The organism is Nonomuraea corallina, from assembly GCF_027620315.1.
Taxonomy (GTDB): Bacteria; Actinomycetota; Actinomycetes; order Streptosporangiales; family Streptosporangiaceae; genus Nonomuraea; species Nonomuraea corallina.
The window spans coordinates 1-22429 of sequence record NZ_JAPNNL010000003.1; the positions used below are offsets into that span (position 1 = coordinate 1).

Here is a 22429-nt window from a genome sequence, read left to right on the forward strand (position 1 = left end):
CGACGGCCGCACCGGGGAGCCGACGACCCTGGTCCGCGACGCGCACCGGGCGCGGCTGGACGTGCACGTGTGGACGGTGCGCAACGAGAACTCCCAGCTCCCCGCCGACCACCGGCTGGGCGACCCGGCCAGCCCCGCCTACCCGCGCGCGACCGGCGACGTGGCGGGCTTCCTGGACCGGCTGCTGGAGCTGGGCGTCGACGGCGCGTTCTGCGACGACCCGGCGATGGGCCGGGCCGTCGTCGCGCGACACTCCCGCTGACACCGCGCCGCCGCGGCCGCCGCGCGCGGCGAGGCGGCCCGGCTGACGGGAGGAACTGTCGGCGGCGGCCAGTAGGGTTTCGGCCATGGACCGCAGACTGACCTTGATGGCCGTGCACGCCCACCCCGACGACGAATGCCTGAGCACGGGCGGGGTGCTCGCCCGCTATGCCGCCGAGGGCGTCCGCACCGTGCTGGTCACCTGCACCAACGGCGAGCAGGGCGACGGCCCCGGCGGGGTCAAGCCGGGCGAGCCCGGCCACGACGCCGCCGAGGTGGCCCGGCTACGGCTGGCGGAGCTGCGCGCCTCGGCCGACCATCTGGGCATCGAGCACGTCGAGCTGCTCGGCTACCGCGACTCCGGCATGGCGGGCTGGTCGACCAACGACCATCCCGACGCCTTCGCCAACGTGCCGCTGGAGTCGGCCGCCGCCCGGCTGTCAGAGCTGATGGCCCGCTACCGTCCCCAGGTCGTGGTGACCTACGACGAGACGGGCGGCAGCGGCTACGGCCATCCCGACCACGTCCAGGCCCACCGCGTCGCCCTGGCCGCCACCGACCTCAGCGACATCCCCGACAAGCTCTACTACACCGCCATCCCCCGCTCCGCGATCAAGAACATGGCCGCCACCCTGCGCGAGTCGGGCATCGAGATGGACTTCGAGCCGGGTGACGACTTCGGCACCCCCGACGAGCTGGTCACCACCGTCGTCGACGTCTCGCCCCACGTCGACCGCAAGCTCAAGGCCCTGCAGGCGCACGCCAGCCAGGGCGAGAACATCTTCCTGCTGCGCATGCCGCCGCAGGCCCAGCAGCAGGTGTTCTCCCACGAGGCGTTCACCCGGGTCCGGAGCCGCGTCAAGACCCCGGCCCACGAGGACGACCTCTTCGCCGGCCTCCGCTGACGCCCCCGCCGACCTCTTTCAGCCTGCCTTTTTCAGCCGGCCTCTTTGATCTGGCCTCTTTGATCTGGCCTCTTTCAGCCGGCCTCGCCCTCGGTCTCCCGTACGACGCCACCGACGATCGCGGTGACGGCCTTGCGGACCGCGGCGGCCTCCGGCGGGGCGCCGGTGCGGTCGGCGTGGATCAGGTGCGCGGAGCCGATCAGCGTGGGCGCGAGCACCTCCACGTCGGCGGCGGCGTCGAGGCGGCCCAGCTCGCGCTCGCGGGCGAGGTAGGCGGTCAGCATGGCCGCGGCCTCGCTGAGGATCGGGATGCCGACCGGCGTGGTCTCGCGCAGCCGGGCGCGCAGGTCGTCGCGGAAGATGAGCAGGCCGACGATCGCCCCCGCGACCGACCCGAACAACTCCGTCAGCACGCCCGTGAGGTTGCCGATCACCGTGCCGCTGCCGGCGGCGGCGAGCAGGGTGTCGGCCTGGGCCCGCACCCTGCTGACGCGGTCGCGCACCAGCTCGGCGAGGAAGGCGTCGAAGTCGGTGAAGTGCCGGTGCAGCACGCCTTTGGCGCAGCCGGCCTCCGTCGTGACCGCCCGGCTGGTCAGCGCGTGCGGCCCGTCCCTGAGCAGGACGCGCTCGGCGGCCTCGAACAACTGCTCGCGCGGATCGCGCAGCGCCACCCCTGTCGGCATGCGTGCTTCCCTTCGCTGGACGAGTGGGCGCTCGCCCACTACGGTGGGCGCATGCCCACTTTACCTGCGCCAGGACCGGAGCCGCACCGGGAACGACAGGCCGCCGAGTCCTTCGGCGCGGACCCCGAGCGCTACGACCGGACCCGTCCCCGCTACCCCGCCCCGCTGGTGGACCGGATCGTCGCCGCCGCCCCCGGGCCGGACGTGCTGGACGTCGGCATCGGCACCGGCATCGCCGCCCGCCGGCTCAGGGCCGCCGGATGCCGGGTGCTCGGCGTCGAGGTCGACCCCCGCATGGCCGCGTTCGCGCGGCGCGGCGGATTCGACGTCGAGGTGTCCGCCTTCGAGACCTGGGACCCCGCCGGCCGGACCTTCGACGCGGTCGTCTCCGCGCAAACCTGGCACTGGATCGACCCCGCCGCCGGCGCCGCCAAAGCCGCCGGGGCGCTGCGGCCCGGCGGCCTGCTGGCGGTGTTCTGGAACGTGGCCCAGCCTCCGCCCGCCCTGAGCGACGCCTTCGCCGAGGTCTACGCCCGGGTGCTGCCGCACCTGCCGGGCCTCGGCGCGGCGATGTCCGCCCAGGACGCCTACGCGCCGCTGTTCGCCAAGGCGACCGACGGGATGCGCGCCACGGGCGCCCTCACCGAGCCCGAACAGTGGCGCTTCACCTGGGAGCAGGCGTACACCCGCGACGAGTGGCTGGACCAGGTGCCCACGATCGGCGGCCACAGCCGATTCCGGCCGGCCGAACTGGACGCGCTCCTGGCGGGCGTCGGAGCCGCGATCGACGCCGCCGGAGGCGGCTTCACCATGGCGTACACCACCGTCGCGGTCACCGCCACGCGTGCGTGACGACGGTTCCGCTTACTCGCGGGCGCGGCCCTGACGACGGCGTCGCCTCCGCGACGACGGTTTCGCTTCCTCGACGGAGGGCAGGCGACGAAGGTCCCCCGAACGACGGAGGTAGGCCCTATGCCGACCGCACGAGAGATCATGACGCCCGGAGCCGAGTGCGTCAACGCCGACGAATCCGTGATGAAGGCGGCCGAGAAGATGGCACGCCTGGACGTCGGCTCGCTGCCCATCTGCGGAACCGACGACCGGCTCAAGGGGATGCTCACGGACCGCGACATCGTGGTCAAGGTACTCGCCAAGGGCAAGGACCCGGGCAACTGCCTGGCCGGTGAGCTCGCCCAGGGCGAAGCCGTCACCATCGGCGCCGACGACGACGCGCGGGAGATCCTGCGCACCATGGCCTCGCACAAGGTGCGCAGGCTGCCCGTGATCGACGGGCACAAGCTCGTCGGGATCGTCGCACTCGCCGAGGTCGCCAGATCGGTGCCCGACGCGACCGTGGGCGACCTGCTCGACGCCCTCACGACCGACTGACCGGGCGCGCGGGAAAGGCCGGTGACCGAAGATCGGTCACCGGCCTTCCGCACGCCAGAGCCCGGGACCCCGCGCCCTGAGGCGGGCCGCTTACGTACCCGCCTCCAGCATTCCTGAGAGGAGATCCGGGCCGAAGATCACGCCGTTCCAGTCGTACTCGAAGCGCTGCGCGGTGTAGACGCACCCCACCTGCTGGAAGCCGCCAGGTGCGGAGGCCCACAAGGCGCCGGCCGGTGCGTCCCCCACAGCTCTGTCGCCCTTGACGTTCCACGGTCGCGCCCAAGCGCCGATGCGGACGTCGGCGACCAGGCTGTCATCATCGTTCGGGTTGTTCCAGGGCCAGCAGAACCCCGCCGTGATCCGTGCCGAGTAGCCGGCCTTCAGCCGGGCCCGCAGCAGGGCCTCCAGCTCGTGCGGGGACTCGCTGAGGGAGACGGCGAAGTGGTCGTCTCCCTTCCACACCTCCGGAGCCTCGCCGTCCAGGCCCAGCAGGCGTAGCACCCACTCCTCGTACCTGCGGCTCCCGCCGCACCGGAACTACGCGTTTAGATCGACCTGGTGCACGGCAAGGCCGAGGGAATGAGCGTGGGTGGTGATGTCGGCGACGCGCCCCTTGGGCTTGGCGGCCATGAAGTTGTTGAAGTACTTGAACATGGCCTTCATCCGGGTCGGCCCCTTGGCGACGACTCGCCTCATCGTCTCGGTGAAGGAGCGTGAACCGGTGCAGAACCGAGTATCCACACTCGGAGATCTCGCCGAGCAGACAGCGCGATGACGCTCTTGCCGGAGCCGGGCCCGCCGGTGATGATCACGACTTGCTTGGAATTGCTCGCGCGGGCCTTCTCCACCGCGTGCATGACCATCTCGAAGGCCAGTCGCTGCTCGGCCAGCAGGACGAACTGACCGCGGCCCGTCTTGTTGAAGAGCCGGGTGCGCTCGTCCTCGACGTGGTCGTAGAGATCGTGGATGTCCAGGTCGTTGGCGTTGTGCAGGTAGACCACCCCGCGCACCGCGTTCCGGTGCTGGTCCAGGGCTCCGACGAGGTCGGCCAGGTATTCGCAGTAGCCTCGCACCTGGACGACCGGGTGAAGCTTGGGCCGGTTGCCCATGCCCGACACACCAGGACGAGCTCTGCGTCGTCCTCGTACAGCTCGGCCTGGCTCCACTGCTTGAGCTCGGTAGGAGTCGGCTCCCGTGCGCCGGTCGCGTCCGGCGAGGATGACGTCCGCCCGCTTGCTGGTTAACGGCAGTTGGTGCTCGATGAGCATCTCGACGCCGCCCAGCCCGGCTTCGACCAGATCACGGGCCAGGATCGGGAGACTCCGGTCCCAGGACCTGCGCTCCCCCTTGCCCGGATTGATGCCCTGGGTCGCTCGCAGGTCCTCAGCGATCACCTCACTGAGGACGCGCTCGGGCACCGACTCAGATACCGAGGCGGAAGCCCGTCGGGCCGCATCACCGATACGTCCAGAAAGATTACCTGGATCTTCGTCGCCGTGCTGGGCCGTGGAGTCGCCGAGCAGCATCGCCGGACAGGGGGTGCCTCGTGGTCCGACCGATCGGCGGAAGTGACCGCCGGACGAATGCGAGCCGTCGCGTTGGAACGGACGCGTCCGAAGCCCTTGGTTGTACGCACGGCATTCGCTTCTTGGATCAACGAGTTGGGAGGAATCCCAAGAAAGTTGGTTCACGGGGCAATGAGCACGTATGGGGTTATCGTCAATTAGGGGCCCTTGACAGCTGTACGAGGAGATCGGCATGCCTGGTCCTGATCGCGAGGCAATACAGGCAGCGGTAGCGCGTATCCAGAAGCTGTCCGACGACAACTGGTGGGCCCTGCATGCCTCCTGCCGGCTCATGGAAGCCGGCGCGTGGGTGGGCCCGGCCGGCAACCGCTTCGACCAGGCGGTGCACGGCTACCAGCGAGAACTTCACGCGATGCTCACCCAGGCCGTCGCCCTGGCCAGGGACGAACTGTCGAGGGCGAAATGAGCTTCAGCGGAGTCAAGCTGCCGGAGTTCGACACACTCGTCACGCGCCACACGGCGGCCGCCACACAAATGGAAGAGTTGGCTTCCCGTTTATATCAAGAGCTCACCGGCGCAGGCCTCGACATCACTCCCGCGCAACGGATCAGGAAACTCGCGGCACAGGTCGGACAGGAAGCCGAAGACCTTCGCAGACGCCAGCGCATCATCCGCGAGATGGAGCGTCACAAGATCGCCTTCGGAGCGTCCGTGGCGACAGGATCCATCATCACCGTGCCGGACTCACTCACCGAGGCCCAGGGGCTGCTCGACGGCACGCTAGCGGCCAAGGCGGCCAAGGCCGCAGCCGCCGGAGACAAGAACGCGTTGAAACAACTAAGGGCATACGCGTCGAGGGCGCGAGACCCGGCATTCGTGAAAGCGTTCCTCAGTCAGATCGGCGCCAAGGGCCTCACAGGGCTGCCGGCCGCGATCGCCGCCCAGCTGCGTGCCGATGCCGCGGCGGGGAACGCGGGCGCGACGTCCAAGGAAGCTCGGGAGGCGATGCGATTACTCGCCACGGCGCTGGCCAAGGGCACCGATCCCAACGATCCCGCCTACATGGGCAACGCCTTCCTCGACGACCTGGTCAAGCGCGGACGCAGCGAGTTCAAGGTTAACGGCACCTCCTACTTCGGCTATCAGGCCCAAGCGCTGATCTGGCGAGCGAGCGAGGGGAAGCCGCCGTTCTCGGGGAAGTTCATGCAGGTGGTCGGACGAGACGCTGTCGTCTTCGAGAAGGAGCAGTTCGAGGACCGTTGGAAAGCGTCCAAGGACGCCATCGGCAGCGCTCTGGGGAGCCGACAGGTGCCCATGGCGGACCTGGCCACCGTGCTCGGCGTCGCCGAATGGATGATCCCCGGAACGCCGTCGATCGGCCCCGCTAAGCAGCCCGTCAACCAGTCACCGCACCGGACCGGCTCGGCGGTCATTGATGATCTGTTCCACGCGGCGTCCAGCGACGCGAAGGCCGCCCAGGCCCTGCTGAATCACACGCCGGCAGAGTGGAAGCAGTCAGTGCTGTCATACATGCTGACCGACCGCCTCCCCGCGTTTCAGTTTCACGGCAACACCGACCCGTTCGCTGAGGCACTGCGGAAGGCCATGGCCGATAAGGACCCGGTCTCCCTAGCCTTGACCACAGAGGCACTGAACACGCTTAAGGTGCACGCTGAAAAGGTGTTCCTGCCCGGTGACGACGACCGACTCTCTATCGCCGACCGTAAACTGTACGACCAGCTGAGTTTCCTCAGGCGCCCCGTGGGCAGCGCCCTGGCCGCGCATATCGACCAGGTGTACGGCACGTACATAACCAGATCCGGTGGATTCGACGGGTTGGGCAAGGCTGACATGGACCGGCTGCTGGTGCTGGTCAGCAGCGATCGGGATGCCGCCGTCGAGCTCCAGGCGGCCGAAGCGGCACGCGTGGTTGAGCGAGTCAACACCCATTATCCGACGAGCGGAGAAAAGGGCATCAAGGAACAGCTCATCCCCGAAGCGAAAGTCTTCGGCCACCTGGTGGAGGCACGCAGGCTGGCTTTGCTCGCCAACGCATGGAGCGAAGAGCAAGCGAAGAAGGACGTGAAAGATACGCTGAACGCTGCGCTTGCCCTGCTTACCTCGCCTGTCGGGAGCCTGGGCACGAAGGCGGCAGGCGAACTCGGCGAATTGGCAGGCGGAAAGGGTGCAGAGTACACATTCGACCGACTCTCGTCGTACATCGCCAATCACCTCATTCAGACGAGTGTCACCTCCGGCGAGGCGCTGAGCACTGCGTCGAATCAGAATGAGGTGGTCAACTGGCTGATGCATAGCGCTGTCATCAGTGCCAAAATCGCCGCAGGAGACTGGCCGGCAGAGGCTATGGAGGACGCCAAAGGCTCAAGTTACGTCACCAACGACGCTCCACCCGAGTTGAAGCCCATGCATGAAATAATTGCGAATCCCGAGACCTTCGACGACTTCATGGAATGGGCACGCCGGCATTCCACCATCGAAAGCACCTCCAACGAGTTGGCGAACACCGTGCACACGGCTCGTGACAATACGCACGACAACCTCAACATCACCGGATACTGACATGCCGTTCCGAGTTACCCGACAGTCCCGCAGCGCCGTCGTCGGCCTGACACTGCTATTTGTCCTGGCCGCCGGCTGCACCGATGACACTTCAACGTCATCCCCCGGACCAGAGGCCAAGACTTCGAGCAGTCCTGTCGTCGACTCCTCACCCTACTGGTGTGACTTCCTCCCTCAGCAGGCAGTCCGGACGATCACCGGTCTTTCTATAACGATTGAGGAGCGCAAGACCGGTGTGCCCACCACCCATGGGCAATGCGCGCTTCGCAATGATTACGACCGACTTTCGCTCGTGTGGTCGGTAAGAGATGGCGACGGCGTCTTGGACACCGCGCGGGAGAATTTCGGCGATCGTCAACTGGCGACACTTCCGGAAAATCTCGGTACCGGGCTCATCGCTTATACTGCTCGGTTGCCACGCAGCAGGCCGTACTACACGATGATGTTGTTTCGATGCGGGAAAAAGCGGCCGTGGATCAGCGTTGATTTGTCGGAAGTGAGGGAAGGGCGCGACCCTGTGAGCGACTTGATAGAGTTGCTCACCATTGCCCGTGAACGCTACGGCCAGCTCCACAGATGCACTCCCACGCCAATCTAACAAGGTCGAAGTGGACCCGGCGTGCGGTGTGAAACCAATGGAGACGGCACAGATCCGTGATCCCCGTCCAGGAAACGCAGGTGCCGCCGCGCCAGCGGTCCGCCGGCTCCGCAACACGCGGCGACCCGCGCGGGGTCCCTGGACCAGGCCGATGATCTCGTCGCCGAACGCGGCGCGCGGCTCGCCCGGCGGCGGGATTTCCGGGGAGTCAGGACGTCGCTGTCCGGAAGTCCACGACCGCGCGCGACCGTTCGGCCCGATCGAGCGCGGCGCGCGCCCTCACCGCGCCTTCGTCGGTCAGCAGGTAGTAGTGGCGGGCACGGCGGCCTTCGGCCAGGTGCTCGGCCGGAGACTCCTCGTGGCGCTCAAGCCAACCGAACTCACGCTCCAGTCGCGCCAGGATCGGGTAGACCGTACCGGGGTGCTGCCGGGTCTTCTCGCACAGTTCCAGGCCGTAACGGCGCTTGGCCGGATCGGACAGCAGCACGTGCAGGACGAGCATCGTGGACAAGGTCATCCGAGGGCTGCCAGCCATGTATCGAACTCTAAATATCACGTACGGAACGTGACATCACTTCCACGGTGACATCCGTCTGGCCCGGGTATGCGTGCATGTGGCGTGTCACTCGGACCCCTTCTCCCGTTCGGGACTCGTTCGGGGTCGTGAGAAGGTGGGCGGGTGATCGCGGTGCTGGGTGAGTGCGTGGCCGACGCGTTCGCGGATCGGCGGGCGGGTGAGCTGACGCTGCGCGTGCTGCCGGGCGGCGGGCCGGCGAACACGGCGGCGGCGCTGGCCAGGCTCGGCACGCGGGCGAGGTTCCTGGGGCGGGTCTCGGGTGACGTGTTCGGGCAGTTGTTCCGGGAGCGGCTGGCCGGGGTGGATCTGGCGTACGCGGTCGAGGCTCGCGAGCCGAGCACGCTCGCGGTGGCCGGGCTGGACGACGGCGGCGACGCGCGCTACAGCTTCCACGCCGAGGGCACGGCCGACTGGCAGTGGACCGCGGCGGAGTTGCCCGAGCGGGCGCTCGACGGGGTGCGGTGCCTGCACACAGGGTCGCTGGCGCTGGTCAGGCCGCCGGGACGGGACGTGGTGGAGGCGTTCGCGGCGGCGGCCGCGCGGCGGGTGACGGTCTCGGTCGATCCCAACGTGCGGCCGAGCCTGGCGGCGCGGGAGGCGTACGCGGTCGAGCGGTGGTGCGCCTTCGCCGACGTGCTGCGGCTCAGTGACGAGGACCTGGACTTCCTGCGGCCCGGCGAGCCGGTGGAGCGGGTCTGCGACGAGTGGCACGCCGCGGGCGCCCGGCTGGTGGTGGTGACGAGGGGGCGTTCCGGGGCGCTGGTGTCGCTGGGCGGAGCGCGCGCCGAGGTGCCCGCGCCCGCCGTGGACGTGGTCGACACGGTGGGCGCGGGCGACGCGTTCACCGCCGGGCTGCTGCACTGGCTGGACGGGCGCGGGCTGCTCGGCGGCCGGTTAGCGGGGCTGGATCTCGCGGCGGCGCGGCAGGGCGCGGCGTTCGCGGCGCAGGTGGCGGCGCTGGCCTGCACCGTGCGGGGCGCGGACCTGCCCGCCGGGCTGAACCTGCCGCCGGACGGGTGAGACCTCACGCCTCATGAGACGCGAGCGGGTCAGCGGGAGCGCGTCAGGGTGTCTCGGACGTCCATGAGGGCGAAGCCGAGCAGGTTGAGGCCGCGCCAGGTGGCGGGTGAGGCCGCGTCGGGGTCGTCGGCGGCCAGGCCGATGCCCCAGACCGGGTCCAGCGGGCTGGCCTCGACCAGCACCCGTCCGCCGGTGCCCAGCAGGAACTCCTTCAGGTCGGCGTGCTGCCCGAACTTGGCGACGTTGCCCCGGACCACGATGTCGTAGCGGTGGGCGGCCCAGGTCTCCTCGTCGAAGCCGCCGACGGAGCGGCCGAGCTTCTTCGCCTCGCCCGGGTGGGCCGCGGCCAGGATCTTCTCGGCCGCCGCCTCGTCGCCGAACAGCAGCGCCTTGTGCGCCATCATGTAGTGCTCGGCCGAGCGGTAGTGACGCCCGTCCTCGGTGAACTCGGCCGGCCACCACTGGCTGAGGCAGCCCTGGCCCGGGCTGCCGTCGCGGGCGGGCCGGTGACCCCAGAAGAAGAGGTAGCGCAGCGGCCGCCCGGCCAGTTCGGCGGCGACGGCCTCGGGAACCGACCGGGGAAGCGTCTCGGACATGACCTCACTGTGTCACATCGCCCGTTGTGAACGCCCGGGCGGTGAGAGCCGGTTTGCCGTGGGGCAGGTCGGGCATGCGGTGGGCAAGCGAAGGATGGGGGTTGCGATGGCCGAGTACGAGGCGACGTGCGGCATGCCTGCCGACAGTGTGGTGGTGTTCGGGGTCGCGTCCGATCTGACGCTGGTGAACAGGTGGTTGCCGCACGGCCTGTGGGTGCGCGGAAGCGGGCCTGACAGGGTGGAGGCCGGCGGCGAGGTGGTGCCGGGGGACGGCGTGCACGAGGGTCTGTTCCGGGTCCAGGACGACCAGCTGAGAGTGGAGTGGGGCGGTCGTGACCATCCCGAGTACGCGGGCTGGCTGCAGGTGGCCGACTCCGCCAGCGGCACGAGCGAGGTGACGGTGCACATCTCTCTCCTGGACGAGCCCGAGGAGGAGTCGTCGCCCGAGCGCGCCGCCCAGGTGCGCGGCATGCTCGACGAGTCGCTGTCGCGGCTGCGGGACGAGGTGGGCGACCGCCTGACGAACTCGGGCTGATGGATGGAGCCGCTGCTCATCCTGCACGCGGCGGCCGCGCTCCTCGCCCCCTGGCTGGTCCGCCGGTACGGGCGGGGTGCGATGCTGCTGCTCGCGGCGGCTCCCGCGGCCGGGTTCTGTTACGCCCTGGTGGGCCCTGAGCCGTCGGCCCGCCCGTGGGCTCCCGCGCTCGGGCTGACGCTGGCGTTCCGCGCCGACGAGGTCAGTCTGCTGATGATGGCGCTGGTGACCGGCATCGGCGCCCTGGTCATGGTCTACAGCGCGCGCTACTTCAGCTCCGGCGAGCCCGGGCTGGGACGGTACGGCGCGATCATGATGGCGTTCGCCGGGTCCATGCTGGGCCTGGTCACGGCCGACGACCTGCTGCTGCTGTACGTGTTCTGGGAGCTGACGACGGTCTTCTCGTACCTGCTGATCGGCCATCACCCGGAGAACCGGGCGAGCAGGCGGGCCGGCATGCAGGCGCTGGTCGTCACCACGCTGGGCGGGCTGGCGATGCTGGCCGGGTTCGTGATGATCGGGCTGGCGGCGGGCACGTACCGCATCTCGGCGATCCTCGCCGACCCGCCGCAGGTCGCGCCGGTGGCGCTGGTGCTGGTGCTGGTGGGGGCGCTGGCCAAGTCGGCGATCTTCCCGTTCAGCGCGTGGCTGCCGGCGGCGATGGCCGCGCCCACGCCGGTGTCGGCGTACCTGCACGCGGCCGCGATGGTCAAGGCGGGCGTCTACCTGCTGGCGCTGCTGGGGCCCGCGTTCGGGGACGTGACGGCGTGGCGGGCGGTCGCGGTGCCGCTGGGCGCGCTGACGATGCTGCTGGGCGGCTGGCGGGCGCTGCGGGAGACGGACCTGAAGAAGCTGCTGGCGTACGGCACGGTCGGCCAGCTCGGCTTCCTGATCGTGCTGTTCGGGGCGGGCACCGGCGCGACCGCGCTCGCCGGGGTGGCGATGCTGCTCGCGCACGCGCTGTTCAAGGCGTCGCTCTTCCTGGTCGTGGGGGTGGTGGACCGGGCGGCGGGCAGGCGGGACCTGCGCGGGCTGAGCGGGCTGGGCCGCTCGATGCGGTGGACGTGCGGGGCGGCGGTGCTGGCCGGGGCGTCGATGGCGGGGCTGCCGCCGCTGGCGGGGTTCGTGGCCAAGGAGGCGGCGCTGGGGGCGCTGCTGGACGACCCGCTGGTGCTGGGGGCGGTGGTGGCCGGGTCCGCGCTGACCGTCGCGTACACGCTGCGGTTCCTGTGGGGGGCGTTCGCCGCGAAGCCGGGCCGCAGGGCGACGCGGGTGAAGCGGCCGGCGGCGCTCATGGTGGCGCCCGCCGCGCTGCTGGCCGGGCTGGGGCTGGTGCTGGCGCCGCTGGCCGGCTGGTACGAGACGGCGATGGCTGTCTACTCGGACGCCTTCCCCGACCAGGGGCACGCCACGCACCTGGCGATCTGGAGCGGGGTCGGGCCGCCGCTGCTGCTGTCGCTGCTGTCGCTGGCCGTCGGCGGGGTGCTGTTCCTGGCGCGCGAGCCGGTGGCGCGGCTGGGGGCGGCGCTGCACGTCACCGACACGGGCGTGGCCTTCTGGCACGCGCTGCGCCGCACGGACCTGGGCGCGCTGCAGGTCACCGGGGTCATCCAGCGCGGCTCGGTGCCCGACTACGTGCTGCTCACGCTCGTGTCGCTGGCCGGCGTCGGGACGCTCGCGCTGTCGTACGGGCCGCCGCTCTCACTGGACACGCCGGTGACGTGGTGGCAGCGGGGCGAGCAGCCGCTGCTCGCCGTCCTGATCGCGGTGGCGGTCGTGCTCGCCCTGCGCGCCCGCAGCTACCTGCTGCTGGCCCTGTCCGTCGGCATGACCGGGTACGGGGTCGCGCTGCTGTTCCTCGCCCACGGCTCCCCCGACCTGGCGCTGACCCAGTTCCTCGCCGAGACGCTCAGCCTGGTCATGTTCGTGCTGGTGCTGCGGCGGGTGTCGAACCCGCCGGTGGAGGCCCGGCTGCCGCTGGCGCTCCGGCTCGGCATCGGCCTGGTCATCGGCGCGGTGGTGGTCGTCGCGGGCGTCCTGGCGATGGACGCCCGGCAGACGCAGCCGGTCGGGGACCTCATGGCCGGGGCGGCGGAGCGGGCCGGGGCGGGCAACATCGTCAGCGCCCTGCTGCTGGACATCCGGGCCTGGGACACGATGGGCGAGAGCACCGTGATCGTGGTGCTCACGCTCGGCGTCACCAGCCTGATCTACCTGCGCCGCACCTCGTACGCGATCGGCAGGAGGCCCTCGCGGCCGCGTCCCGGCCGGCCGTGGCTGGCGTCGGCGCTGCCGGAAGGGGATCGGGCGCTGGCCTTCGAGGTGGCCGCCCGGCTGACCTTCCACACGGTGCTGGTGCTCTCGGTGTTCCTGCTGTTCGTCGGGCACAGCCAGGTCGGCGGCGGGTTCTCGGGCGGGATCGTGGCGGGGCTGGCCATCACGGTCCGTTATCTGGCGGGCGGGCGGGACGAGCTGGCCCGGGCGGTGCCGATGCACCCCGGCGTGCTGCTCGGGGTGGGGCTCACCCTGTCGATCGGGACGGCGCTGGTCGGGCTGGCGTTCGGCGGGGAGGCGCTGAGCATGCTGGCCGCCGACGTGACGGTGCCGCTGGTCGGCACCGTGCACCTGTCCACGGTGCTCCTGTTCGATCTGGGGATCTATCTGACGGTGGTGGGAATGGTGCAGGACGTGTTGCGGGCGCTGGGGGCGGAGTTGGACGAGCAGATCGAGGCGTCATGACGATCTCCCTGGTGCCGCTGCTCGTGTGCGGCCTGCTCGTCGCCGCCGGGGTGACGCTGCTGCTGGAACGGAGCCTGGTCCGGGTGCTGGCGGGCGTGATCCTGCTCGGCAACGGGGTCAACCTGCTGATCGTCACCGTCGGCGGCGACGCCGGCGCCCCGCCGCTGCTCGGCCGGTCCGACCCGGACCGGATGGCCGACCCGCTCCCCCAGGCCATGGTGCTGACCGCGATCGTCATCACGCTCGCCGTCACGGCGTTCCTGCTGGCCATGGTGCACCGGGCCTGGCAGCTGCGCGACTCCGACGAGGTGAGCGACGACACCGAGGACCGCTGGGTGCGGCTGCGCGCCCGGCGCGGCCAGCTCGGCGAGCGGGTGCGGGCCCGGCAGGCGGAGTACGACCTGCTGGTCGCCGAGCAGCGGGCCGAGCTGCACGTGGAGCCGACCAAGGGCGAGCGGCTGGCCCATCGGCGGACCGATCGCAGGAAGCTCAAGCACCGCCAGCGTGAGGCGCGCAGGCAGATGCGCCGGGCCATCAGGGCCGAGCGGGAGCGTCAGGCTCTCGCGCTCGACCCCGAGTTGGAGGGCGACGACTAGTGGAGGCGTTGATCCCGCTCCCGGTGCTGCTCCCGCTGCTGGCCGCGGGCGTCAAGCTGGCCATCGGCGCGCGGCTGCGGCGGGTGCAGGGGGCGATCAGCATCACCACGCTGGCCGTGAACCTGGTGGTGTCGGCGGTGCTGCTCGTCCAGGTGGACACGCACGGCCCGATGGTCGCGCGGATCGGCGGCTGGGAGGCGCCGATCGGGATCACGCTGGTCGCCGACCGGCTGTCCGCGCTCATGCTGGTGACCTCGTCGGCGGTGACGCTGTGCGTGATGGTGTACTCGGTGGTCAGCGCCTACGACCGGCAGGAGGACGTCGCCCCGATGGCGATCTTCCACCCGGCGTTCCTGGTGATGCTGGCCGGGGTGGCAAACGCGTTCCTGACCGGTGACCTGTTCAACCTGTTCGTGGCGTTCGAGATGCTGCTGAGCGGCTCGTACGTGCTGCTCACGTTCGGCGGCACCCCGTCCAGGATCCGGGCCGGGGCGACGTACACGGTCATGGCGCTGATGTCCTCGATGCTGTTCCTGATCGCGCTGGCGGTCGTGTACGCGGCCACGGGGACGCTCTCGATGGCCCAGCTCGCCGAACGGTTCGCGGACCTGACGCCGCAGGTGAAGCTGCTGGTGGAGCTGTTGCTGCTGCTCGCGTTCGCGATCAAGGCGGCGATCTTCCCGGTGTCGGGCTGGCTGCCGGACTCGTATCCGACGGCGCCCGCGCCGGCGACGGCGGTGTTCGCCGGGCTGCTCACGAAGGTCGGCGTGTACGCGATCTTCCGGCTGGAGGCGCTGCTGTTCCCCGGCGGGCCGGTGGGGACGCTGCTGCTGTGGGCGGCGCTGGCCACGCTGGTGCTGGGCGTGCTGGGCGCGGTGGCGCAGGCCGACATCAAGCGGATGCTGTCGTTCACGCTGGTCAGCCATGTCGGCTACATGGTGATGGGCGTCGGGCTGGCGACCGTGGCGGGGCTGGCGGGCGCCGTCTTCTACGCGGTGCACCACATGACCGTGCAGACCAGCCTGTTCCTGGTGGCCGGGCTGATCGAGCGGCGCACGGGCACCACGTCGATCAACCGGCTGGGCGGGATGATGCGCGGCGCGCCGCTGCTGTCGCTGCTGTTCTTCGTGCCCGCGATGAACCTGTCGGGCATCCCGCCGATGTCGGGGTTCCTGGGCAAGCTGGCGCTGGTCCAGGCGGGGCTGGAGGTGGGCGGGGTGCTCCCGGTCGCGCTGGTCACGGCCGCGCTGGTGACGAGCCTGCTCACGCTGTACGCGGTGGCGAAGGTGTGGGGGAAGGCGTTCTGGCGGGAGACCCGGGCCGACAGCGAGGGCCGGCAGGACGCCGGGGAGGAGCAGGTGGAGCGCAGCGCGGTGACGATCCCGGGGCTGTACGGGCCCACGGCGGCGCTGGTGGTGCTGGGGCTGGCCTACACGGTGCTGGCCGGGCCGCTGTCGTCGCTGACCGAGCGGGCGGCGGGCGAGCTGCTGGCGCGCCAGCCGTACATCACGGCCGTGCTGGGGCCGCGATGACGGCGAAACGGGAGACGGAGCGGGAGGCGCGGCGGGAGGCGGAGCGCGACTGGCTGGTGCCGCGGCCGTTCGGCCGCCCGGTGCCGCTGGCGCTGGTCGGCTGGCTGGCGCTGATCTGGGTGATGCTCTGGGGCGAGCTGTCGTTCGGCACCGTGCTGGGCGGGCTGGCCACGGGGGCGGTGGTCACGTTCCTGCTGCCGCTGCCGGCCCTCGATCCCGGCATCCGGTTCCGGCCGCTGCCGTTCGTGCGGTTCCTGGCCTGGTTCCTGCTGGACCTGGTGATGTCGACGGCGCGGGTGGTGTTCTGGGTGCTGCGGTCGGGGTCGCCGCCGACGGCGATCGTCTCGGCGCCGCTGCGCACCTCGTCCGAGGCGATGACTGTGATGATCATGGTGGCGGTGACGACGGTGCCGGGCAGCGTCGTCCTGGCGGCGGACCGGGAGCGGGGACGCCTGACGATCCACGTGCTCGGCCGCAGCGGCACCGACGCGGAGGTGGCCGAGGTGACCCGGCTGGAGGTGGCCGCGCTGGAGAGGCGGATCGTGAGCGCGTTCGGCACCGGTGACGATCGGAAGGAGCTGAAATGACCACGGTGTACGCGGTGACGCTGGCGCTGCTCGGCCTCGGCGCGGTGGCGGCGCTCTACCGGCTGGGGCGGGGGCCGACCACGCTGGACCGGGCGGTGTCGGTGGACGTGATCACGTCGCTGGCGATGTGCGGGGCGGGCGCCTACGCGGCCGTCTACGGTGACTACTCCGACGTGCCCGTCCTGCTGGTGCTGTCGCTGCTCGGGTTCGTCGGGACCGTGTCGCTGGCCCGGTACTTCCCGGAGGGCGGGCAGTGAACGCGCTGGACGTGGCGGCGGCGGTCTGCCTGCTGCTGGGGGCGCTGCTCGCGCTGTCGGCGGGGCTCGGGATGGTCCGCTTCCGCGCCACCCTGGACCTCATGCACGTGGCCACCAAGCCGCAGGTGCTGAGCGTGCTGCTGGTGCTGCTGGCGATGTGGCTGCGGGAGCCGACCTGGGCCATGGCCGGACCTCTGGTCATCGTGGCCGTGGCCCAGATCATCACCGTGTCGGTGGCGGCCTACGTGGTGGCGCGGGCCGACCACCGCCGGTCAGACACCGGCTCCGGCTCCTCCTGAGCGGCGGCCCTCACTCTCCTCCTCGGGCGTGTCGGCTGTGCGGTCGCTCGCGCGGTCGAGCGCCGGCTGGACGAACCACGCCCAGGCGGCCAGCGCGGCCACCACGCCTCCGGTGATCCAGGCCAGGGTGGAGTCGAACAGGAAGTCGACCACCAGCATGGTCGCGGACGACATCGACAGCACCAGCGCCAGCGCGCCGGCGATGCCGTAGAGGTTCGAGCGGTGGACCAGCCTCTCCTTCATCCCCTGGCGGAACAGCACCCGGTGCTGGTTGGCCGGGGCGATGTAGCAGATGGACGCGACCGCCGCCGAGACCAGCGCCACGTAGAAGAGCCACCGGTCGAACGCGCCCAGCCGGGCGAAGCCCTCCGAGAAGGGCACGGTGAGCAGGAAGGCGAACAGCACCTGGACGCCCGTCACCGCCACCCGGGCGCCCTGCAGCAGCTCGACGAAGTTGCGGTCGGCCCGTTCCTTCCGGGTCTCCTTCTCCTGCTCAGGCACCTGTTCCACGCGTACCGCCTCCCGGGTATGTCTCGATATGTCGTGAAATTAGAAGCTGTTACTGCCAAGGTAAAGCGGCGGCAAACTCCTCGCCCGCCAGGAATGCCGCGACCACGCGCGCGAACGCGGCGGCCTGGAACTCCAGCGGCACCATGCCGTGCTCGATGACCGCGACCGACGCCCCCGGCAGCCGTCCGGCCAGGGGACGCAGTTCGGGGAAGGCGAAGGGGTCCCCGGCGGCGCCCACGCACAGCACGGGACAGCGGATCAGCCCGAGGCGGTCCTCCATCCGGTAGGCGCCGACCGCCCGGTGCCCGCCGGCCAGGTCGGGCCAGGCCGCGAGCGCGTCGCGGACGAAGCGGACCAGCAGTTCGGGGCGGCCCGGCGGGTAGAAGCCGGCCCGGCCCTGCCACAGCTCCACCAGATGGGAGCCGTCCTCCCGCTCCGTCACGTGGTCCACCGTCTGACGGCCGGCCCGCCGCCGCCGGGCCTCGGCGTCGATCAGCGGCGTGGACGACAGCACCAGCCGGCTCACCCGGCCGGGGGCCCGGGCCGCGACCTCCACGGCGATCACGCCGCCCGTGTGGTGGCCGGCGACCGCGGCCGTGTCGAGTCCGAGGGCGTCCATGAGGGCGAGCGTCCCGTCCGCGTACGCCTCGATGGTGTGCTCGGGCGGGGGCGCGGAGGAGCCGAAACCGAGCGTGTCCATCGCGATCGCCCGGTGGCCCGTACCGCCGAGCAGCGGGAGCACCTCGCGGTACTCGTCCCAGGAGCGGGGGGTCTGGTGAAGCAGGAGCACCGGCTCGCCGGTGCCGCACTCGGCGTAGTGGATCTGCCCCAAAGGGGTACGGACGTATCCGAATCCGATCATGCGCACCATGGTCCGCCTGTGGTGGCGGATGTAAAGGGTGTCACCGAACCGGCTTCGGGTAGGGCGTCAGTCATGCTGGATCAAGGCCAGGAGCTCGCGGTGCTGACGGTCAACGCCGGCTCGTCGAGCCTGCGCCTGGACCTCGTCGACGCGGGGGTGGTGGTCGACGGCGCGCACGGCGGGCGGGCGGCGGACCCGGAGTCGGCGCGGGCCGAGATCTCGGAGTTCCTGGGCCGCCACCTGGACCGGGACGTGGGCGCGGTCGCGCACCGGCTGGTGCACGGCGGCGACCTGGTGACCGCCCCCGTGGTCGCCGACGACGAGCTGGTGGCGGCGCTGCGCGGGATCACCGGCCTGGCCCCGCTCCACCTGCCGCCGGCGCTGGCCCTGCTGGACGCGGCCCGCGAGCTGCTGCCCGCGGTGCCGCACGTGCTCTGCCCCGACACCGCCTTCCACGCCGGGCTGCCCGAGTCGGCCGCGGTCCTCCCCCTGCCCGGGCCGTGGCGGGAGAGGTACGGGCTGCGCCGCTACGGGTTCCACGGCCTGTCGTACGCGTGGGCGGTGGACCGGGCGGCGGAGCTGCTCGGCCGTCCCGTCGCGGAACTGGACCTGGTGCTCGCCCACCTGGGCGGAGGCGCGTCGGTGTGCGCGGTGTCGGGCGGGCGGAGCCTGGACACCTCGATGGGGTTCACCCCGCTCGGCGGGGTGCCGATGAGCAAACGTTCCGGCAGCCTCGACCCTGGGCTGCTGCTGTGGCTGCTGGACGGCCGGCTGACCGTGGACGAGGTGCGCGACGGGCTGGAGCGGGAGTCCGGGCTGCTCGGCCTGTCCGGCGGCCTGTCCGGCGACACCCGCGTCCTGGTCGCCGCCGAACGCGACGGCGACGAGGACGCGGCCCTGGCCCTGCGGGTGTTCTGCCACCGGGTGAGCCGGGAGATGGCGGCCGCGGCGACGTCGCTGGGCCGGGTGGACGCGGTGGTGTTCACCGGCGAGATCGGCTGGGACCAGCCGGAGGTGCGGGAGGCGATCTGCCGCCGCCTGCGCCTGCTCGGCGTCGAGCCGCCGGTGCGCGGCAACCGGCACGACGACGGCGTGATCAGCCCGGCGGGCACCGCGGTGCCGGTGCTCCTCGTCGAGCCGCACGAGGAGCTCCAGCTGGCCCGCGAGTGCCTGCGCGAACTGTACGGCCCCGAGGCCGAGGTCTAGCCTCGGCCGAGCGCCCGCATGGCGGGCAGGGCGCGGTCGCCGAAGTCGAACAGGGCCTGGTTCTCCCAGGCGTTGCCGGTGGCCGGGTCGGCCGGGTCCCAGCCGTTGCCGGGCACGCCGGTCCAGGTGGCCTCCCAGGCGAAGACGCCCAGGCCCAGCCGGTCGGGGACGTTCCGTACGATGTCGGCGACCTTGGTCAGCAGGGCGGCCTGGCCCGCGGGGGTGGCCTGGTAGCCGGGGTACGGCTCGGGCGACAGGATGAGGTTCTCCCAGCCGTCGTCGTCGGCGGTGGTGAACGGGTAGCCGGTCTCCACGACGGCCACGGGCTTGCGGTAGCGGGTGGCGACGTCGTCGAGGTTGGCCTGGAACGCCTCCAGGGTGCCGTGCCAGTACGGGTAGTACGACAGGCCGATCACGTCGTGGCGGATGCCGTGCGCGGCGGCGTTGTCGAACCACCACCGGTACAGGCCGTTGTCTCCCCCGTTGGCCAGGTGGAGCACCACCCGGGTGTGGCGGGAGACGGCCTTGGCCGCGTCGTGGCCGGCGTTGAGCAGCCGGGCGGTGTTCGCCCAGTTCTGGTTGCTCCCGTCGGGCCAGAGCAGGCCGCCGTTGATCTCGTTGCCGATCTGGACCAGGTCGGCGGGGGTGCCCTGGCGGCGCAGCGCGTCGAGCACGTCGAAGGTGTGCCCGTACACGGCCCGCACCAGCTCGTCGAACGGCAGCGCGGCCCAGGCGGCGGGCTTGAACTGCTTGCCGGGGTCGGCCCAGGTGTCGGAGTAGTGGAAGTCGACGAGCAGCTTGAGCCCGGCCTTCTTGGCCCGCTGGGCGACGGCGAGGACCTGGGCCTTGGTGTTGTAGCCATCGGCCGGGTCCACCCAGACCTTGAGCCTGATGTGGGTGAGGCCCGCCCCGGCCAGGATGGCCAGCGGGTCGCCGCGGCGGCCGTCGGCGTGGCGGTAGACGCCGCCGAGCGCCTCGGACTTGGCGAGGCTGGAGACGTCGGCGCCGCGGACGGGCAGCCGCCGCTCGGCCTGGGCGGCCGGAGCCGCGGCGGCCAGGGTGGCGAGGCAGAGCAGAGCGATCAGTAACCGTCTCATGGGGTGCTCTCCTTGGGGGTGGGGGGTTGCTCCTCGACGACCGTGACGGCGCCGGCCGCGACGGTCACCGGTCCGTTGTGGCGCGCCCCGTCGAACACGTCCGTGCCGGTCACCCCCTCGACCGTCACCGGCTCGTCGCCGTGGTTGATGAGGAACAGGTGGCGGCCACGCCGCACCAGCTCCAGCGTGTCGGGCAGGCCGCGGGGCCGGGTCACGGCGGCCCGGTCGAGCAGCTCGGCCAGCAGCTCGCGCAGGCCGGTGACGGGGGCGGTGGCCAGGTACCAGGCGGCGCCGGCGCCGAGGTCGTGGCGAGTGAGCGCGGGATGCCCGGCGTCCGGCCCTGAGGCGAAGTCCCGCTCGGCGACGGCCGTGGCGGGCCGGACCCGCTCGGACCAGATCCGGCCGTCGAGGCCGCCGGTGACGGCGACGGTCTCGTGCTCGCGCAGCGGGTGGAACTCCTCGACGGACAGACCGAGGACCTCGCGCAGCGCGCCGGGGTGGGGGCCGGGGTGGATGGTGTCGTGCTCGTCCACAATGCCGGAGAAGTACGAGACGAGCAGGTTTCCGCCTGCTTCCACGTACCGGTGCAGGTTCTTGGCCGACGCCTCGGTCAGCAGATAGGCGCTCGGCGCGACCACCAGGCGGTAGCGGGTCAGGTCGGCGGACGGGTGGACGAAGTCGACGGTGACGTGCTCGCGCCACAACGCCTCGTAGAAGGCGTCGATCCGCTCCCGGAACCGCAGGTCCACCGACGGCCGCCAGTCCAGCTCCAGCGCCCAGTACGACTCCCAGTCCCACACCACGGCCACCTCGGCGCGCACCCGGCCGCCCCGCACGCCGGCGAGCGCGCGCAGGTCGGCGCCGAGTGCGACGATCTCGCGCCACTGCGCGGACCCGGGCCCCGCGTGCGGCACCATCGCCGAGTGGAACTTCTCGGCGCCGAACCGGGAGGCGCGGAACTGGAAGAACAGCACGCTGTCGGAGCCGCGGGCGACGTGCGCGAGGCTGTTGCGGCGCATCTCGCCGGGCCGCTTGGCGAGGTTCCTGGGCTGCCAGTTGACCGCGCCGGCCGAGTGCTCCATGAGCATCCACGGTTCTCCCCCGGCCACCGAGCGCGCCAGGTCGGCGGACATGGCCAGGTCGATGTGGTTGTCGGGCCGCTCGGCCTTCAGGTAGTGGTCGTTGGCGACGACGTCCAGCTCGCGCCCCCACCGCCACAGGTCGGTGGACTTGCAGTTGACCGTGCCGGCGAAGTTCGTCGTCACGGGCACGCCGGGGGTGATCTCGCGCAGCAGGTCGCGCTGCAGCGTGTAGTGCTCGCGGTGCTGGGCGTCGCTGAAGCGGGCGAAGTCGAGCCGCTGCGCCGGGTTGACCGCGGTGTGGTTGTGGCGGGGGGCGTCGATCTGGGACCAGTCGGTGTAGCGCTGTCCCCAGAACGTGGTGCCCCAGGCGTCGTTGAGCGCGGCCAGGTCGCGGTAGTGGTGGCGGAGCCAGTCGCGCCAGGCGGCGACGCTGTGCTCGCAGTAGCACTCCCCCAGCGGCGCCCCGTACTCGTTGTGCACGTGCCACAGGACCACGGCGGGGTGGCCGCGGTAGTGGGTGGCGAGCGCGCGCACCAGGCGGGCGGTGGCCTCGCGGAAGGCGGGCGCGCTGGAGCAGGCGCTCTGCCTGCCGCCGAAGCCGATGCGCACGCCGTCGCGGCCGACGGGCAGCGTGTCCGGGTGGCGGGCGGTGAACCAGGCGGGCGGCGCGGCGGTGGGGGTGGCCAGGTCGACCGCGATGCCGGCGGCGTGCAGGCGGTCGATGATCTCGTCCAGCCAGCCGAACTCGTACCGGCCCTCGTCCGGCTCCATCAGCGCCCACGAGAACATGCCGAGGCTCACCAGGTTGACCCCGGCCTCGCGCATCAGGGCCACGTCCTCCTCGTGCACCTCGCGCGGCCACTGTTCGGGGTTGTAGTCCCCGCCGTAGGCGATGCCGGCTGGACGCTCCGGATACATCCATCCCCCTTGTGCATACTTCTGTGAACGTGCACAGTAGCGCGCCCGCTCCGCGGTTGGAAGCCGAGCAGGAG

25 protein-coding genes and 1 pseudogene are annotated in these 22429 nt (G+C 71.4%); 16 read left to right on the forward strand and 10 right to left on the reverse strand.

Annotated features, from left to right (window positions below):
• Together OUY22_RS01145 and OUY22_RS01150 are read left to right on the forward strand one after the other, a co-directional pair.
• Positions 1 to 262: glycerophosphodiester phosphodiesterase family protein (locus OUY22_RS01145; protein WP_270152783.1), on the forward strand; the 262-nt coding region annotated here is incomplete at its 5' end.
• A gap of 85 nt (positions 263 to 347) precedes the next feature.
• The gene (locus OUY22_RS01150) at positions 348 to 1166 is read left to right on the forward strand and encodes a PIG-L family deacetylase (RefSeq protein WP_270152784.1); all 819 of its coding nucleotides are present in this window, start codon (positions 348 to 350) and stop codon (positions 1164 to 1166) included.
• Positions 1167 to 1240: 74 nt separating this feature from the next.
• Here OUY22_RS01150 and OUY22_RS01155 read toward each other — a convergent pair whose 3' ends face one another.
• Positions 1241 to 1849, reverse strand: a complete 609-nt coding sequence (locus OUY22_RS01155) for a TetR/AcrR family transcriptional regulator (RefSeq protein WP_270152785.1) — start codon at positions 1847 to 1849, stop codon at positions 1241 to 1243.
• Positions 1850 to 1900: 51 nt separating this feature from the next.
• Between OUY22_RS01155 and OUY22_RS01160 the strand changes: the two genes are divergently transcribed.
• Positions 1901 to 2701 (forward strand): class I SAM-dependent methyltransferase, encoded by an 801-nt coding sequence (locus tag OUY22_RS01160; RefSeq protein WP_270152786.1) that lies wholly within the window; start codon positions 1901 to 1903, stop codon positions 2699 to 2701.
• A gap of 120 nt (positions 2702 to 2821) precedes the next feature.
• Entirely contained in the window at positions 2822 to 3238 is a 417-nt protein-coding gene (locus OUY22_RS01165; RefSeq protein ID WP_270152787.1) for a CBS domain-containing protein, read from the forward strand.
• A gap of 90 nt (positions 3239 to 3328) precedes the next feature.
• Here OUY22_RS01165 and OUY22_RS01170 read toward each other — a convergent pair.
• The 3 genes and pseudogenes from OUY22_RS01170 to OUY22_RS01180 all read right to left on the reverse strand — a co-directional run.
• Positions 3329 to 3763: pseudogene (locus tag OUY22_RS01170) on the reverse strand (DNA/RNA helicase domain-containing protein); the annotation flags it as partial.
• A 12-nt stretch (positions 3764 to 3775) separates the two neighbouring features.
• A complete protein-coding gene (locus OUY22_RS01175) occupies positions 3776 to 3934 on the reverse strand; it encodes a hypothetical protein (protein ID WP_270152788.1) in 159 nt (52 codons plus the stop codon).
• Positions 3931 to 4632 carry a DNA/RNA helicase domain-containing protein gene (locus tag OUY22_RS01180; RefSeq protein ID WP_270152789.1) on the reverse strand — a complete coding sequence of 234 codons (702 nt, stop codon included), beginning with the start codon at positions 4630 to 4632 and terminating at the stop codon, positions 3931 to 3933. Before OUY22_RS01180 ends, OUY22_RS01175 begins: the two co-directional genes overlap by 4 nt.
• 463 nt (positions 4633 to 5095) lie before the next feature.
• Between OUY22_RS01180 and OUY22_RS01185 the strand changes: the two genes are divergently transcribed.
• The 3 genes from OUY22_RS01185 to OUY22_RS01195 are packed head-to-tail and all read left to right on the forward strand — an operon-like array spanning position 5096 to position 7942.
• Positions 5096 to 5230, forward strand: coding sequence for a hypothetical protein (locus OUY22_RS01185; protein WP_270152790.1), 135 nt, complete (start codon positions 5096 to 5098; stop codon positions 5228 to 5230).
• On the forward strand, positions 5227 to 7344 hold the full coding sequence (locus tag OUY22_RS01190; RefSeq protein ID WP_270152791.1) for a hypothetical protein: 2118 nt from the start codon (positions 5227 to 5229) through the stop codon (positions 7342 to 7344). The genes OUY22_RS01185 and OUY22_RS01190 overlap by 4 nt, the downstream gene beginning before the upstream one ends.
• A 1-nt stretch (position 7345) precedes the next feature.
• Positions 7346 to 7942, forward strand: coding sequence for a hypothetical protein (locus OUY22_RS01195; protein ID WP_270152792.1), 597 nt, complete (start codon positions 7346 to 7348; stop codon positions 7940 to 7942).
• A gap of 208 nt (positions 7943 to 8150) precedes the next feature.
• Here the strand turns inward: OUY22_RS01195 and OUY22_RS01200 are convergent, their stop codons facing one another.
• Positions 8151 to 8477, reverse strand: coding sequence for a PadR family transcriptional regulator (locus OUY22_RS01200; protein WP_270152793.1), 327 nt, complete (start codon positions 8475 to 8477; stop codon positions 8151 to 8153).
• A 144-nt stretch (positions 8478 to 8621) separates the two neighbouring features.
• Between OUY22_RS01200 and OUY22_RS01205 the strand changes: the two genes are divergently transcribed.
• A complete protein-coding gene (locus tag OUY22_RS01205) occupies positions 8622 to 9539 on the forward strand; it encodes a carbohydrate kinase family protein (RefSeq protein ID WP_270152794.1) in 918 nt (305 codons plus the stop codon).
• Positions 9540 to 9568: 29 nt separating this feature from the next.
• Here OUY22_RS01205 and OUY22_RS01210 read toward each other — a convergent pair whose 3' ends face one another.
• The gene (locus tag OUY22_RS01210; protein WP_270152795.1) at positions 9569 to 10135 is read right to left on the reverse strand and encodes an NADAR family protein; all 567 of its coding nucleotides are present in this window, start codon (positions 10133 to 10135) and stop codon (positions 9569 to 9571) included.
• Between the two features lie 106 nt (positions 10136 to 10241).
• On the opposite strand from OUY22_RS01210, the gene OUY22_RS01215 reads away from it, so the two are divergent.
• Genes OUY22_RS01215 through OUY22_RS01245 form a run of 7 tightly spaced genes read left to right on the forward strand, consistent with a single transcriptional unit; the run spans position 10242 to position 16680 of the window.
• Complete coding sequence (locus OUY22_RS01215; RefSeq protein ID WP_270152796.1) at positions 10242 to 10670, forward strand: SRPBCC family protein; 429 nt, start codon at positions 10242 to 10244, stop codon at positions 10668 to 10670.
• Positions 10671 to 10673: 3 nt separating this feature from the next.
• Positions 10674 to 13409: a Na+/H+ antiporter subunit A gene (locus OUY22_RS01220; RefSeq protein ID WP_270152797.1), complete on the forward strand. Its 2736-nt coding sequence runs from the start codon at positions 10674 to 10676 to the stop codon at positions 13407 to 13409.
• On the forward strand, positions 13406 to 14005 hold the full coding sequence (locus OUY22_RS01225) for a Na(+)/H(+) antiporter subunit C (protein WP_270152798.1): 600 nt from the start codon (positions 13406 to 13408) through the stop codon (positions 14003 to 14005). Before OUY22_RS01220 ends, OUY22_RS01225 begins: the two co-directional genes overlap by 4 nt.
• A complete protein-coding gene (locus tag OUY22_RS01230) occupies positions 14005 to 15537 on the forward strand; it encodes a Na+/H+ antiporter subunit D (RefSeq protein ID WP_270152799.1) in 1533 nt (510 codons plus the stop codon). The genes OUY22_RS01225 and OUY22_RS01230 overlap by 1 nt, the downstream gene beginning before the upstream one ends.
• On the forward strand, positions 15534 to 16124 hold the full coding sequence (locus OUY22_RS01235) for a Na+/H+ antiporter subunit E (RefSeq protein ID WP_270152800.1): 591 nt from the start codon (positions 15534 to 15536) through the stop codon (positions 16122 to 16124). Before OUY22_RS01230 ends, OUY22_RS01235 begins: the two co-directional genes overlap by 4 nt.
• Positions 16121 to 16381 (forward strand): monovalent cation/H+ antiporter complex subunit F, encoded by a 261-nt coding sequence (locus tag OUY22_RS01240; protein WP_270152801.1) that lies wholly within the window; start codon positions 16121 to 16123, stop codon positions 16379 to 16381. The genes OUY22_RS01235 and OUY22_RS01240 overlap by 4 nt, the downstream gene beginning before the upstream one ends.
• The gene (locus OUY22_RS01245; RefSeq protein ID WP_270152802.1) at positions 16378 to 16680 is read left to right on the forward strand and encodes a monovalent cation/H(+) antiporter subunit G; all 303 of its coding nucleotides are present in this window, start codon (positions 16378 to 16380) and stop codon (positions 16678 to 16680) included. The genes OUY22_RS01240 and OUY22_RS01245 overlap by 4 nt, the downstream gene beginning before the upstream one ends.
• Here the strand turns inward: OUY22_RS01245 and OUY22_RS01250 are convergent.
• Positions 16654 to 17190 carry a DUF6328 family protein gene (locus OUY22_RS01250; RefSeq protein WP_270152803.1) on the reverse strand — a complete coding sequence of 179 codons (537 nt, stop codon included), beginning with the start codon at positions 17188 to 17190 and terminating at the stop codon, positions 16654 to 16656. The genes OUY22_RS01245 and OUY22_RS01250 overlap by 27 nt on opposite strands.
• A 49-nt stretch (positions 17191 to 17239) precedes the next feature.
• Positions 17240 to 18052, reverse strand: coding sequence for an alpha/beta fold hydrolase (locus tag OUY22_RS01255; protein WP_270152804.1), 813 nt, complete (start codon positions 18050 to 18052; stop codon positions 17240 to 17242).
• Between the two features lie 72 nt (positions 18053 to 18124).
• On the opposite strand from OUY22_RS01255, the gene OUY22_RS01260 reads away from it, so the two are divergent.
• Entirely contained in the window at positions 18125 to 19258 is a 1134-nt protein-coding gene (locus tag OUY22_RS01260; protein WP_270152805.1) for an acetate kinase, read from the forward strand.
• Here OUY22_RS01260 and OUY22_RS01265 read toward each other — a convergent pair.
• Both OUY22_RS01265 and OUY22_RS01270 read right to left on the reverse strand, forming a co-directional pair.
• The gene (locus OUY22_RS01265) at positions 19255 to 20355 is read right to left on the reverse strand and encodes a glycoside hydrolase family 53 protein (protein WP_270152806.1); all 1101 of its coding nucleotides are present in this window, start codon (positions 20353 to 20355) and stop codon (positions 19255 to 19257) included. The two genes, OUY22_RS01260 and OUY22_RS01265, sit on opposite strands and share 4 nt — an antisense overlap.
• Positions 20352 to 22355, reverse strand: a complete 2004-nt coding sequence (locus tag OUY22_RS01270) for a beta-galactosidase (RefSeq protein ID WP_270152807.1) — start codon at positions 22353 to 22355, stop codon at positions 20352 to 20354. The genes OUY22_RS01265 and OUY22_RS01270 overlap by 4 nt, the downstream gene beginning before the upstream one ends.
• Positions 22356 to 22429 lie beyond the last annotated feature (74 nt).